This is a genomic window from Nonomuraea sp. NPDC050786 (assembly GCF_040654115.1).
In the GTDB taxonomy this organism is placed as follows: Bacteria; Actinomycetota; Actinomycetes; order Streptosporangiales; family Streptosporangiaceae; genus Nonomuraea.
Genome location: NZ_JBFAHJ010000021.1, coordinates 119,862 through 132,845, shown reverse-complemented (window position 1 = coordinate 132,845; position 12,984 = coordinate 119,862). Strand labels below are relative to the sequence as shown.

At 70.0% G+C, this 12,984-nt stretch carries 10 protein-coding genes; 5 read left to right on the top strand and 5 right to left on the bottom strand.

The window, feature by feature from the left end; genetic code table 11:
• Positions 1–54: 54 nt before the first annotated feature.
• From AB0H84_RS32665 to AB0H84_RS32645, 5 genes are all read left to right on the top strand, one after another.
• Positions 55–1,422: a M1 family metallopeptidase gene (locus AB0H84_RS32665; RefSeq protein ID WP_357612764.1), complete on the top strand. Its 1,368-nt coding sequence runs from the start codon at positions 55–57 to the stop codon at positions 1,420–1,422.
• Positions 1,423–1,492: 70 nt separating this feature from the next.
• Positions 1,493–2,170, top strand: a complete 678-nt coding sequence (locus tag AB0H84_RS32660; protein WP_357612761.1) for a uracil-DNA glycosylase — start codon at positions 1,493–1,495, stop codon at positions 2,168–2,170.
• A 10-nt stretch (positions 2,171–2,180) separates the two neighbouring features.
• Positions 2,181–2,501 (top strand): hypothetical protein, encoded by a 321-nt coding sequence (locus tag AB0H84_RS32655; RefSeq protein ID WP_357612758.1) that lies wholly within the window; start codon positions 2,181–2,183, stop codon positions 2,499–2,501.
• Positions 2,502–2,639: 138 nt separating this feature from the next.
• Positions 2,640–2,930: an MTH1187 family thiamine-binding protein gene (locus AB0H84_RS32650; RefSeq protein ID WP_357612756.1), complete on the top strand. Its 291-nt coding sequence runs from the start codon at positions 2,640–2,642 to the stop codon at positions 2,928–2,930.
• A 359-nt stretch (positions 2,931–3,289) separates the two neighbouring features.
• Positions 3,290–4,885 (top strand): FAD-dependent monooxygenase, encoded by a 1,596-nt coding sequence (locus tag AB0H84_RS32645; RefSeq protein WP_357612754.1) that lies wholly within the window; start codon positions 3,290–3,292, stop codon positions 4,883–4,885.
• A 224-nt stretch (positions 4,886–5,109) separates the two neighbouring features.
• On the opposite strand, the gene AB0H84_RS32640 is transcribed toward AB0H84_RS32645, so the two are convergent.
• From AB0H84_RS32640 to glgX, 5 genes are all read right to left on the bottom strand, one after another.
• On the bottom strand, positions 5,110–5,685 hold the full coding sequence (locus AB0H84_RS32640; protein WP_357612751.1) for a hypothetical protein: 576 nt from the start codon (positions 5,683–5,685) through the stop codon (positions 5,110–5,112).
• A 97-nt stretch (positions 5,686–5,782) separates the two neighbouring features.
• Positions 5,783–6,772 carry a hypothetical protein gene (locus AB0H84_RS32635; RefSeq protein WP_357612748.1) on the bottom strand — a complete coding sequence of 330 codons (990 nt, stop codon included), beginning with the start codon at positions 6,770–6,772 and terminating at the stop codon, positions 5,783–5,785.
• A 154-nt stretch (positions 6,773–6,926) separates the two neighbouring features.
• Complete coding sequence (gene treZ / locus AB0H84_RS32630; protein ID WP_357612745.1) at positions 6,927–8,639, bottom strand: malto-oligosyltrehalose trehalohydrolase; 1,713 nt, start codon at positions 8,637–8,639, stop codon at positions 6,927–6,929.
• Positions 8,629–10,758, bottom strand: a complete 2,130-nt coding sequence (gene treY / locus AB0H84_RS32625) for a malto-oligosyltrehalose synthase (protein ID WP_357612742.1) — start codon at positions 10,756–10,758, stop codon at positions 8,629–8,631. Before treY ends, treZ begins: the two co-directional genes overlap by 11 nt.
• Complete coding sequence (gene glgX, locus AB0H84_RS32620; RefSeq protein WP_357612739.1) at positions 10,751–12,844, bottom strand: glycogen debranching protein GlgX; 2,094 nt, start codon at positions 12,842–12,844, stop codon at positions 10,751–10,753. Before glgX ends, treY begins: the two co-directional genes overlap by 8 nt.
• Positions 12,845–12,984: the final 140 nt, after the last annotated feature.

Genomic DNA, 12,984 nt, shown 5'->3' with positions numbered 1-12,984 from the left:
GCGGGCGCCCGCCGGTTCCGGTGGGCGCCCGCGACGCGGTTCTATGATCGTCCGATGAAGCGTCTTCTCGCTCTCGCCGCAGCAGCCTTCATCTCTCTACCGCTCGTCCCCGCCCGCGCGCTCGACGCCCGGCCCGGCGCACCTGGCGCGGGTGACCCGTACTTCCCCGACCAGGGGAACGGCGGCTACGACGCCGGCCACTACGACCTCACGCTCGACTACGACCCGAGCTCCAACCGCCTGGCCGGCGTGGCGCGCCTCTCCGCGCGGGCCACGCAGGCGCTGAGCCGCTTCGACCTCGACCTCGTCAGCACGCTCACGGTCCGCTCCGTGACGCTGGACGGCCGGCCCGCCGCGTTCTCCCAGAGCGGCTCCGAGCTGGTGATCACCTCCGCGCTGCCTCCCGGACGGGATTTCTCCGTCGAGGTCCGGTACGACGGCAGGCCCACGCACGTCGTCGACCCGGACGGCTCCCGGGACGGATGGATCCGGACGAGCGACGGCGTGTTCAACGCCAACGAGCCCCAGGGCGCGATGACCTGGTATCCCGGCAACCACCACATGACCGACAAGGCCACCTACCGCTTCTCGGTGACCGTGCCCAGCACCCGCGTGGCGGTGGCCAACGGCGATCTGGTGTCGAAGGCGTCGAAGGGCGATCGCACCACGTACGTATGGGACTCCCGGGAGCCGATGGCGAGCTACCTGGCCACGGTGTCGATCGGGAAGTTCGTGCTCACCGACACCCGGGTGGGCGGCTACCGCGTGATCACCGCCGTGGATCCCAAGCTCGCCGACGGCGCGAAGGACTTCGCCGAGCGGCACGCTCCCGTGCTCGACTACTTCAGCTCCCTCTTCGGCCCGTACCCGTTCTCCTCCACCGGCGGGATCGCCGACCACGCCCCCGAGGTCGGCTACGCCCTGGAGTCCCAGTCCCGGCCCGTCTACCCGCGCGTGCCGAGCGAGTCGCTGCTGGCCCACGAGCTGGCGCACCAGTGGTTCGGCGACTCGGTGACGCCGAAGCTCTGGCGGGACATCTGGCTCAACGAGGGCTTCGCCACGTACGCGCAGTGGCTCTGGTCGGACAAGCAGGGCGCCGGCACCGTGCAGAGCTCGTTCGACAAGGCCTACGCGCGGGCGGCCGACGACGAGTTCTGGCAGACGCCCCCCGCCGACCCCGGCGGCCCGGCCGGCCTCTTCCACGACCCGGTCTACGACCGCGGCGCGATGACCCTGCACGTCCTGCGCCGCACGGTGGGCGACGACGCGTTCTTCAGGATCCTGCGCACGTGGGCCTCCGACCACAAGTACGGCAATGCCGACACGGCCGCCTTCATCGCCCTGTCGGAGCGGGTCTCCGGCAGGCAGCTCGGCTCCCTCTTCGACGCCTGGCTCTTCAAGCCGGGCAAACCGGCTCTGTGATCATTCTGGTACGGCTCGGAGCCGACGTTTCGGCGGCGAGCCGTACCAGACCTGGATAGGCTGATCGGCCATGGCCGGTCGTCCCCTGAACGAAGTCGTCGAAGCCGGATGGGCGCGCGCGCTCGAGCCCGTCTCCGAGCGGATATCCGAGATGGGCGAGTTCCTGCGTAAGGAAATCGCCGAAGGCAGGCAGTACCTGCCCGCGGGCGCGCACGTGCTGCGCGCTTTCAACCAGCCCTTCGACGAGGTCAAGGTGCTGATCGTGGGTCAGGACCCCTACCCCACGCCCGGCCACCCGGTCGGCCTGTCCTTCTCGGTGGCCCCCGACGTGCGGCCGCTGCCGGGCAGCCTCGTCAACATCTACAAGGAGATGGAGGCCGACCTCGGCCTCCCCCGCCCCTCCAACGGCGACCTGACGCCGTGGGCCGAGCAGGGCGTCCTGCTGCTCAACAGGGTCCTCACCGTGATGCCCGGCAAGCCCGCCTCCCACCGAGGCAAGGGCTGGGAGCAGGTCACCGAGCAGGCCATCCACGCGCTCGTGGCCCGCAACAAGCCGATGGTCGCCATCCTCTGGGGCCGCGACGCGCGCAACCTGGCGCCCATGCTCGGCGACATCCCGCGCATCGAGTCCGCCCACCCCTCCCCGCTCTCGGCCCGCAGCGGATTCTTCGGCTCGCGCCCGTTCAGCCGGGCCAACGAGCTGCTCATTCAGCAGGGCGCCACCCCTGTCGAGTGGAAGCTGCCCTAAAGTCGTCGCCATGAGTGATGAACCGAAGTACCTGCGCCTCACGGTCGAGCTGACCGTCGAGGTGCTCGACGTTGACGCGCTGCAGGCGGCGGCTCTGGCCGAGATCAGGCATCCCGAGGCTGACCTCACCGAAGAGGAGCGCACCGAGCAGGCCGAGCTGGTCGCCTCGGACGAGACCGGCGCCTCGGCGCTGCAGTGGCTGATCGAGCCCGACCACGTGCTGCAGCTCGTCGACCACATCACCGAGATCGAGCCGCGCGAGGCGGTGCTCGGGGTGGAGCCGTCGGAGGGGCCGAGCGAGGAAGACGAAGAAGAGCACGACCACGTGTGACATACCGCGGGCGGCCACGGCGTTCGCCGACGTCGTGGCTTTTCGCGCGGCCACCCCACCACGAAGACCGCATGGCTGAGATCTCGCCGAGATCTCGCTAAGATCGAAAGCCTCCGGGCAGGCCGCAAGGGGGCAGCAGTGATCGTCGCATTCTCCATCACCCCGCTGGGCGTCGGCGAAGGGGTCGCCGAGCCCGTGGCCCGCGCCGTCAAGGTGGTCCGCGACAGCGGGCTGCCCAACCGCACGGACGCGATGTTCACCACGATCGAGGGCGAGTGGGACGAGGTCATGGACGTCGTCAAGCGCGCGGTGGACGCGGTGGCTGAGGTCGCGCCCCGGGTCAGCCTGGTGCTCAAGGCCGACCTCCGTGAGGGGGTCACGGACGGGATGACCAGCAAACTCGAGTCCCTGGAACGCCACCTCTCCTGAACCACGCCGGGGCAACCGTCGCCCCCGCACCCACCCTCCGCGCCCCGCCTCCGTGCCTGGCCTCCGCACCCAGCCCCCGTGCCCGGCCTCCGCGCTCCGTCCCGCGCCCGGGCGCCGTGGCCCGCCTCCGGCCTCCGCGCCCCGCCTCCGCGGCCAGCTCGGCGCTCCGCCTCGCGCTACGCTCCCGAGCCCAGGTTGGGCCACGCCCAGCACAGCTGTCACCCCCTCGGGGGCCGCCTTTCCGTGACCCGCACCCTCAGCCTCCAAATCGAGATATGTCTTGACCGGTCCTCTACACGCGACATATCGTGTCGCTCGACCGCAAACGCGATACTACGCGTTCCCGGAGGTGGAGAAGCATGGAACAAGAGCGGGTCCCCGTCCTCGTAGTGGGCGGCGGTTACGCGGGTCTGAGCACGGCGATGCTCCTGGCGTGGCGCGACGTACCGGTCATGCTGGTGGAGAGGCATCCGAGCACCTCGATCCAGCCGAAGGCGTTCGGCGTCGGCCCGCGAGCCATCGAGCTGCTGCGTCCCGTACCCGGCATAGAGCAGGAGCTCAGCGAGATCTGGGCGGGCATCGGCGAGAACATGCGCATCGCGATCGCCAAGAGCCTCGCCGACCCGGAGCCCCACATGATCATGAACAGCGAGAGCGAGGACACGGCTTTCCTGGCCGACGTCACGCCCGTCCAGCAGGTGGGCGCGCCGCAGGCCGAGATCGAGCGGCTGCTGCGGTTCAAGGCCGAGGAGCTGGGCGCCGACCTGCGGTTCTCGACCGAGCTGGTCTCGCTGGAGCAGGACGACGAGGGGGTGACGGCGCTCATCCGCGACGCGAGCGGGGAGCACCTCGTGCGGGCCGACTACGTGGTGGCCGCCGACGGCTACCGTAGCCCGCTTCGGAGCCTCCTGAACGTGCCCACCTCAGGCAAGGGCGAGCTGGGCCAGATGTGCTCGATCATGTTCGACGCCGACCTGACCGGGCTGGTGCGCGAGCGGGAAGTCACGCTCTGGTACCTGCAGAACGACGTCTTCAACGGCGTGATCGTGACCGGCACCGGCGTGGGGGCGCACGTGCTGGGGGTCAACTTCTCCGAGGGCGAGAGCGAGGCCGACTTCACCGACGAGCGCTGCCTGGACCTGGTACGGATCGCGGTCGGCCGGCCCGATCTGGACGTCCGGGTGCTGGACAAGGCCTTCTTCGCCATGGCGCACGTGCTGGCCGACACCTACCACGTGGGCCGGGTCTTCTTCGCCGGGGACGCGGCCCACACCATGCCGCCCACCGGCGGGCAGGGCGGCAGCACGGCGCTCCAGGACGGCTGCGACCTCGCCTGGCGTCTCTGGCTGGTCGTATCGGGCCAGGCCGGCCCGGCCTTCCTCGACACGTACGACGCCGAACGCCGGCCCATCTGCACCCTGACAGCCGACGCCCAGCTCGCCAACCTCGGCGCACGCATGCCTCCCGCGGCCCGCGTCGGATACCCGGAGCCCCTGGACGACCCCTTGGGCGCCCTCATCGGCTTCCGCCACCACTCCACGGCCATCCTGGACGAGCCCGGCGACGACGGCTCGATCCTGGAGGATCCCCGTGTACCGAACGGACGTCCCGGCAGCCGCGCTCCTCACGTGATCCTCGACTGGGAGGGGCAGCGCATCTCGACCATCGACCTGTTCGGCTCCGGTTTCGTGCTGCTGGCCGACCGGGAGGGGGGCCAGGTCTGGATGGACGCCGGGCGGGTGGTCAAGGAACGGCTCGGGATACAGCTCACGCGGGTGGTGGTGGATGAGGAGCTGATGGACGTGGAGGGGCGGTTCAGGGAGCGGTACGGCGTCAACGGGGGCGGTGCCGTACTGGTCCGGCCGGACGGCTACGTGGCCTGGCGCTCCGCCGGCTCCGTCGCGAATCCGGCAGCGACCCTGGAACACGTCCTGAGGCAGGTCCTCAGCCGCTGACCCGTTCGCGGCTTCAAGCCTCGGCATCCGGTTCGGGGGGAGGCCACGGCACGTCCGCCCGGCCCCCAACCGGAGGCGCGGCTCGTCGGGCCGACCCCAACCGCTGGCGCGGCTCGTCAGACCGGCCTTAACCGCCGAGCGCGCTTGTCAGGTCGCTCCAACCGCCGAGTGCGGCTCGTCAGACCGGCCCCGATCGGAGCGTGGCCCTCGAGCCGGTGGCCGGCTCAGGCGAGGAGCACTTCCTCCCGACGAGTCCGCAGCCGGTAACGCAGTCGCTCGAGCTCATGGCAGCGCTCCCCCAGCCGCTCGACCAGGTCATGGACGGCGTCCGTCCCCTCGACGCCGGCTGCCTCCACCGTCATCCCGAGCGCCTGCACCTTCGCGACGAACTCGCCCATCGCCTCGTCCCCGCGCAGGACCGCGACCCCGGCCGCCCTGGCACATTCCCATGCCGGCAGCTCGACGTCCAGCTCGGCCAGCAACCGCCCGATCTCCAGCAGCTCAGCACCCCGGGGATCGGCCGACAGGGCCAGCCGCCGCTCCTCGCGTGCCAGCAGCTCCTGGTAGAGGTCCCGCGCCGGCCCCACCTCGGCCAGCTCCCGCTCCACCTCCGCGAGGAGCATCCGGTACGCCGCCAGCCTCGCCTCCTCGACGGCCACCTGTTCCGGATCCCATACGTCGACCGCCTCCAGCCCCTGCCGGGCCTCACGGATCAGGCCCGCCATGACCGCGCGGCGCTCCCGCAGCTTCTCCCACCTGTGGGCCCGCTGACGGGCCGTACGCAGATCTTCATCGATCATCTCAAACGGGATCACGTCACTTTGACGGTCAGAGGCCCCGTTTTGGTTCAGGACAATCAGGCATTTTTCTCAATAAATCATGCCATAACGGTCAACGTCAGGCCGCGATGCCCGAGGTCGCTGCCATCGCCGACGTCCGCGCCGGGTCGATCAATCTCAGCGGCGGGTGGACGGCGCTCTGGGTGGCACACAGCCAGTCGTTCAACGAGCCGGGGAAGCCGGAAGGCGGCCCGACCTTGAGGCAGGTGATCTGGCCGGCGCCCGGGGCGGGGCCGATCTTCAGGCGGCGGATGGTGCCGGTGCGGCCCAGCTCGCCCAGCTCCGCGTCGTACGGCGTCAGCCGGACGCCGAAGGGCAGGCCCCCGTCCGGCTGGTCCGAGGCGGGGATGTGGAGGAAATCGTCGATGTCGCGTTCGGTGGCGTCCGGATGGGCGGTGACGTAGGCCAGGTGGTCGGTGACCAGGCGGTGGGCCACTGTGCGCAGGAGGCTGGTCGCGCAGAGGTTGTGGGCGCAGCCGGCGCCGTCGAGGGTGACCTCCGGGAGGGCGAAGCGGCGCAGTCCTCGGGACGTGACGCGGAGGCAGTCGCACACGCCCGTGTCGGCCGGGTCCCACGGAGGGCAGGTCGCGGCGTCGTGGACCTGGACATCCCAGGACAGCCAGTCGTCGTCGAGGCGGAAGTCCGTGGGCTCGCCCGCGCATCTGCCGCAGGTGAGGATGGTGGAGCCCGTCAGCGGATCGAGGAGCAGGCCGTCGCATTCGCGGGCCAGGGCACGGGCGGCCGCTCTCGCGGCCTGGACCCCGGCGGGGAGCCTGTGCGGGGGGGCGGTCATGGCGAGCACCACGTGCTGCCTGGTGCGCCGCAGGCGGCGTCTCTCGTCGTCCGTGAGGTCGGCCGCCGCCGGTTTCCAAGGTGTCCGATGGTGGGTCACCGTCAGGGCTCCGCTGCCCAGGGCGCTGATCGCGGCCCGCCGGTACGGGCCGCTGACGCGCCAGGGCACGAACGACTCCACGTCGAACAGCAACTGCTCCATGGCCACGACGAAGAGGGACGTGAGCGTGGCGGGCAAAGGCAAAGTGATCTTCATGGGTGAGTGCGCTCCATGCGTAGAAGAGGAGTCGGCGAGGCACTCAGGATCATCGGTGATCGGGCGTTGCCCAGGTGGAGCGGAACGGGATTCTGTGGACGACGGCCGGCCCGCGCGACGCCCCTGTGGACAACCCCGGCCCGAGGCGTCCCCGTCAGGTTCGGCAGATGGCCATGGACTGACCGGGGAGGCGCAGTTTCTTCCCGTCCGCCACCACCGGCTCGTCCGAGGCCAGCAGCACCATCCCCGGCGACACCGCCACCGGCACCGTGACCGAGTCCGGCGCGAAGTTGACGGCCACCGCCAGCGAGCCCCGCCACATCAGCAGCCACTTCTCCAGCGGATCCACCTCCACCCGAACCCGGTCCAGCCGCGGATCCGACAGTTCGGGCAGCGCCTTGCGCAGCGCGATCAGGTCGCGGTACCAGCACAGCACCGACCAGTGCGCCTCCTCCTTGGCCTCGCTCCAGTCGAGCTTCGACCGCAGGAACGTCTCCTCGTCCGAGGGATCGGGCGCGTCCCACACGTACCCGAAACCGTCGAACTCGCGCGACCGCCGCGCGCCCTCGCTCTCGCGGAGCTCGGCCTCCACGTGGTCGGAGAAGAACAGGAACGGCGTACGCGCCCCCCACTCTTCCCCCATGAAGAGCATCGGCGTGAACGGCGAGGTCAGCAGCAGCCCGGCCCCCAGCTTGAGCGCCGGTACGGGCAGCCGGTCGCCCATGGGGCGGTTGCCGATCTGGTCGTGGTTCTGGACGCAGGCCACCAGCCGGTGCCCGGACACGCCCGCGAAGGAGCGGCCGTGGGCGCGGCCGCGGAAGGTCGAATAGCTCCCGTCGTGCAGCACGCCCGAGGTCAGCACCTTGGCCAGCGCCGACAGCGGGGCGAAGTCCCCGTAATAGCCGTGCGACTCCCCGCTCACCGCGCAGTGCAGTGCATGGTGGACGTCGTCGTCCCACTGAGCGGTCATGCCCAGGCCGTCGGCGTCCAGCGAGCGCACCATGCGCGGGTCGTTCAGGTCGGACTCGGCGATCAGCGACAGGGGGCGGCCGACCGCGCAGGCCAGCGCGTCCACCTCCTCCGACAGCTCCGCCAGCAGGTGCCTGGCGCGGCTGTCGTGCAGCGCGTGCACGGCGTCCAGCCGCAGCCCGTCGATGTGGTAGTCGCGCAGCCACTGCACGGCGTTGCCGACGAAGTACCGCCGCACCTCGTCGGAGTCCGGGCCGTCCAGATTGACGGCCTCGCCCCAATAACTGCCTTTGAATCCGGCAAAGTACGGGCCGAACGGGTGCAGGAAGTTCCCCGACGGCCCCAGGTGGTTGTAGACGACGTCCAGGATGACCCCGATCCCGGCCCGATGGCACGCGTCCACGAACGACTTGAGCCCGTCAGGCCCCCCGTACGTCTCGTTCACCGCGTACAGATCCACCCCGTCGTACCCCCAGTTACGCCCCCCTGGCACGGGCGCGACCGGCATGACCTCCACGAAGTCGACGCAGAGCTCCACGAGGTGCGGCAGCTTCTCGATGGCCGCCGAGAACGTCCCCTCCGGCGTGAACGTCCCCACGTGCAGCTCGTAGAGCACGGCTCCCCGCAGGTCGCGGCCCTTCCACTCGTGGTCGGACCAGGTGAAGCGGGCGTGGTCGTACACGGCGCTGGGCCCGAAGATCCCTTCCGGCTGCCGCCGCGACCTCGGATCCGGGTACGGCCCGTCGCCGTCCACCAGGTACGCGTACCGCGTGCCGTGCGAGGCCCCCGCCACCGCGACCGACCACCAGCCCCCCTCCCCGCGCGACATCGCGTGACGGACGTCCCCGAGGGACAGTTCGACGGACGTGGCCTTCGGTGCCCAGACCTCAAAGATCATGTCTCTCCAGAAGTGAGACGGGATACTGACTGAGCAGGTGCGCGAGCGGGATGCGCCCCGTGTGGAGGCCGCCGGTGAGCAGGTCCCGCCACGTCCCGGCCGGGAGCGTCAGGGACGTGGAGCCCCATCCCGACCGGGCGAGCCGCACCGGAAGCCGGGTGGCGACCGCGACGGCCTGCGGCCGGTCGCCCCTGGCGAAGGCGATCACGTGCTCCGCGGCGGGCCCCTCCGCCCGCAGCGGCCGGTATGGTGCCGCGCCCCCGAGGCGGCGGCGCAGGCGCAGCGCCTGCGTCGTCACCAGCAGCTTGGCCGCGTCCCACGAGCTCTCCGGCTTGCGGGGATACGTCACGGGCCGCCGGTTGTCCGGATCGACCAGCGAGAAGTCGGTGGTCTCGTTGCCCTGGTACACATCGGGCACTCCGGGCATCATCAGCTGCACGAGCTTGGCCCCGAGCGAGTTCGACATCGCGAAGGGCTCGATGCGCGCGGTGAACTCGCCCACCGGCAGCCGCACGGCCGCCTCCGCGAACTCCCGCAAGCCTCGCTCGTAGGACGGATCCGGATTTATCCAGGAAATGGCGGTCTTGGCCTCCCGCGCCGCCTTCAGCAGATAGTCCGTGAACCGCTCGACCGAGATCGGCCAGGCCGCCATGAGGTTCTGCCAGGCCAGGTAGTCCAGCGCGGGATCGAAGCGCACCGACGACGACCACGACGACACCGCGGCGGCCCATTCCCCGGGCATCTCCGACAGCACCGACAGCCGCGCGCGCACGTCCTCCGACCGCTTCGTGTCGTGCGTGGACAGCGTGGTCATCGTGTACGGCCGCATCTCCGCGCAGAAGTCGTGGAACTCCTCCACCGGCACCCCGAACACGTCCGGCTCCCCGCCCACCTCGTTGAGGCACGCCAGCGGATACCACCGGTAGAGCGCCGTGTCCTCCACGCCCTTGGCCATGACCGGGCCGCACGCCTGCTGGAAGCGGACGATCGCCTCGGCGGAGCCGTACAGGACCTCGCGGGCGAGCGGGAGCACGGCGGGCGAGCACGCCTCGGCGGCCAGCTCGACGATCTCGACGGACTCGGGCGGCGGCGGCTCCCCCGGCACCACGTACGCGCGGTAGACCGGCATCGCGGCGAGCAGTTCGCGCACGGCGGCCGGGTCCTTGCAGGCGGCGTCGGCGAGGCGGTCGACCTCCGCGCCGAAGAACAGGTCGATGACCTCCCGCTTGGCCTGCGCCATCACGGGACGGTACTCGGCAGGCTGCCCCGTCATGTCCGCAAAAAGCTGAACAAGGGGAGATTTCCCGGCCGGATCCACGAAGAGGCCGTTGACGCGGTTGAGCACGTCGTAACCGGTGGTGCCGTCGCAGGCCCAGTCGCCCGGCAGCCGCTCGGGCCCGATGAGGATCTTCTCCACCACGGTCCAGGTCTCGCCCGCCCTGGCGCGCAGCCGTTCGAGGTAGCCCCGAGGGTCGGCCAGCCCGTCGGGGTGATCGACGCGCAGCCCGTCCACCAGCCCCTCGTCGAGCAGCCAGAAGATCACCTCATGGGTGGCGAACAGCACGGACGGGTCCTCGACCCGTAGCCCTATTAACGACGACACGTCGAAGAAGCGCCGGTAGCCGGGGCCCTCGCGCCAGTCGGCCAGCCGGTAGTGGCCGGGGTAGGGGTAGGCGTGGTCGTGGTAACGCAGCACGTCGCCGTCCACGTACGGGTCCGTGTCGTCCCAGAGCACGGGCAGGGCGACCTTCCCCTCGGACCAGTCGATGTCGAACCAGTTCGCGTACGGCGAGGCGGGCCCGTCCTTGAGGACCGACCAGAACTGCGCGTTGACCGTGTTCATGTGGTTGGGCACGATGTCCACCACGATGCCCAGGTCATGGGCGGCGAGCTGCTGCGCCATCTCCCTGAACCCCGCCGCCCCGCCGAACTCCTGCCTGATCCTGGAGTGGTCGGTGACGTCGTAGCCGTGCCGCGACTCGGGCGTGGACTGCAGGATCGGCGACAGGTAGACGTGGCTGACGCCGAGGTCGCGCAGGTAGCCGGCGATCTCGGCCACCTGCGCGAAGCCGAAGTCGGGGGTCAGCTGCAGCCGGTAGGTGGAGGAGGGCCTAGACACGGCGCAGCACCTGCACGCTCCGCCCGGGCACCTCGATGGCGTCGCCGCCGCGGCAGGTGCGCGCGTCCACCTTGATCGGCATGGCGGTGTCGACCTCGGTCAGCCACATCTCACCGTAGTCCTTGGGGATCGTGAACTTGATGGTGTCGTAGTGGGCGTTGAACAGCAGCAGGAACGAGTCGTCCCGGATCGGGCGACCGCGGCGGTCCGGCTCGGTGATGGCGTCGCCGTTGAGGAAGACGGCCAGGGACTTGGCGTAGCCGACGGTCCAGTCGCTGTCGGTCATCTCCTCCCCTGACGGGGTGAGCCACGCGATGTCGTTCAGGCCGCGTACCGGCTTGCCGTAGAAGAAGCGTCTGCGGCGGAAGACCGGATGTCTCTTGCGGAGCTCGGCCAGGCTCTGGGTGAACTCCAGCAGCAGCCAGTTTTCCCGCACGTCCGACCAGTCGACCCAGGTCAGCTCGTTGTCCTGGCAGTAGCCGTTGTTGTTGCCCTTCTGCGTGCGGCCCAGCTCGTCGCCGTGGGAGAGCATCGGCACGCCCTGCGACAGGAAGAGCGTGGTGAGGAAGTTGCGTTTCTGCTGCTCGCGCAGCGCCTCCACGGCGACGCCCGCCGGTCCCTCCTCGCCGCAGTTCCAGGACCGGTTGTCGTCGGTGCCGTCGCGGTTGCCCTCCTTGTTGGCCTCGTTGTGCTTGACGTTGTACGAGACGAGGTCCTGCAGGGTGAAGCCGTCGTGGCAGGTGACGAAGTTGATCGAGGCGGCGGGGCGGCGGCTGTCGTCCTGGTAGAGGTCGCTCGACCCGGTGAACCTGGAGCCGAACTCGGGCAACGTGGCCGCCTGCCCCCGCCACAGGTCGCGGATCGTGTCGCGGTAGCGCCCGTTCCACTCCGTCCACCGGGACGGGAAGTTCCCGACCTGGTAGCCGCCCGGCCCGACGTCCCACGGCTCGGCGATCAGCTTGACCTGCGACAGCACCGGGTCCTGCTGCACCAGGTCGAAGAACGAGCTCAGCCGGTCGACCTCGTGCAGCTCCCTGGCCAGCGTCGAGGCCAGGTCGAAGCGGAACCCGTCGACGTGCATCTCGATGACCCAGTAACGCAGCGAATCCATGATCATCTGCAGCACGTGCGGCGAGCGCATGAGCAGGCTGTTGCCCGTGCCCGTGGTGTCCATGTAGTAGCGCTCGTCGTTCTCGACCAGCCGGTAGTAGTTGAGGTTGTCGATCCCCCTGAGCCCCAGCGTCGGCCCGAGGTGGTTGCCCTCGGCGGTGTGGTTGTAGACGACGTCGAGGATGACCTCGATGCCGGCCTCGTGCAGCGCCCTGACCATGGCCTTGAACTCGAGCACCTGCCCGCCGCGCTGCCCCTGGCTGGAGTAGCGGTTGTGCGGCGCGAAGAACCCGATCGAGTTGTAGCCCCAGTAGTTGGACAGCCCGCGCTGCTCCAGGATGTGGTCGGTGACGAACTGGTGCACCGGCATGAGCTCCAGCGCCGTCACGCCGAGCTTGGTGAGGTGGTCGAGGATCTCGGGGTGGCCGAGCGCCGCGTACGTGCCGCGCAGGTGCTTGGGGATCTTGGGGTGGCTGATCGTCAGGCCCCGCACGTGGGCCTCGTAGATCACGGTGTCGTGGTACGGCGTCGCGGGCGGCCGGTCGTGCCCCCAGCCGAAGAACGGGTTGATCACGATGGAGCGCGGCACGTACGGGGCCGAGTCCATGTCGTTGCGCGTGTCGGGCTGGCCGAACCGGTAGCCGTAGACCGCCTCGTGCCAGCTCACGTCGCCCTCGATGGCCATGGCGTACGGGTCGAGCAGCAGCTTGTTGGCGTTGCACCGCAGGCCGTGGGCCGGGTCGTAGGGCCCGTGGACCCGGTAGCCGTACCGCTGTCCCGGCCCGATCCCCGGCAGGTAGCCGTGCCAGATGAACCCGTCGACCTCGGTCAGCGGCACCCTCGACTCGACGTTGTCCTCGTCGAACAGGCACAGCTCCACCGCGTCCGCGACCTCGGTGTAGAGCGAGAAGTTCGTGCCCGCGCCGTCATAGGTCGCCCCGAGGGGATAGGGGTCACCCGGCCAGATCTCGATCATCGAGGCTCCCTTGCGGTCTCTCCCCATGTTCCGTTCCCTCGCTCAACCCGACAAGCCGCTTTGTTCCTTCCACCGACACCACGTCGTTACTCCAGTTGAACGGGGTGAGCCGTCCCCGAAGGGTTTGCCGCGCCGGATCC

Bases quoted from the DNA above. Each gene is read 5' to 3' on its own strand.
- AB0H84_RS32640 (WP_357612751.1), bottom strand. From the start codon at position 5,685: ATGATCGATGAAGATCTGCGTACGGCCCGTCAGCGGGCCCACAGGTGG.
- glgX (WP_357612739.1), bottom strand. From the start codon at position 12,844: ATGATCGAGATCTGGCCGGGTGACCCCTATCCCCTCGGGGCGACCTAT.
- AB0H84_RS32655 (WP_357612758.1), top strand. From the start codon at position 2,181: ATGAGTGATGAACCGAAGTACCTGCGCCTCACGGTCGAGCTGACCGTC.
- treZ (WP_357612745.1), bottom strand. From the start codon at position 8,639: ATGATCTTTGAGGTCTGGGCACCGAAGGCCACGTCCGTCGAACTGTCC.
- AB0H84_RS32635 (WP_357612748.1), bottom strand. From the start codon at position 6,772: ATGAAGATCACTTTGCCTTTGCCCGCCACGCTCACGTCCCTCTTCGTC.
- AB0H84_RS32645 (WP_357612754.1), top strand. From the start codon at position 3,290: ATGGAACAAGAGCGGGTCCCCGTCCTCGTAGTGGGCGGCGGTTACGCG.
- AB0H84_RS32665 (WP_357612764.1), top strand. From the start codon at position 55: ATGAAGCGTCTTCTCGCTCTCGCCGCAGCAGCCTTCATCTCTCTACCG.
- AB0H84_RS32660 (WP_357612761.1), top strand. From the start codon at position 1,493: ATGGCCGGTCGTCCCCTGAACGAAGTCGTCGAAGCCGGATGGGCGCGC.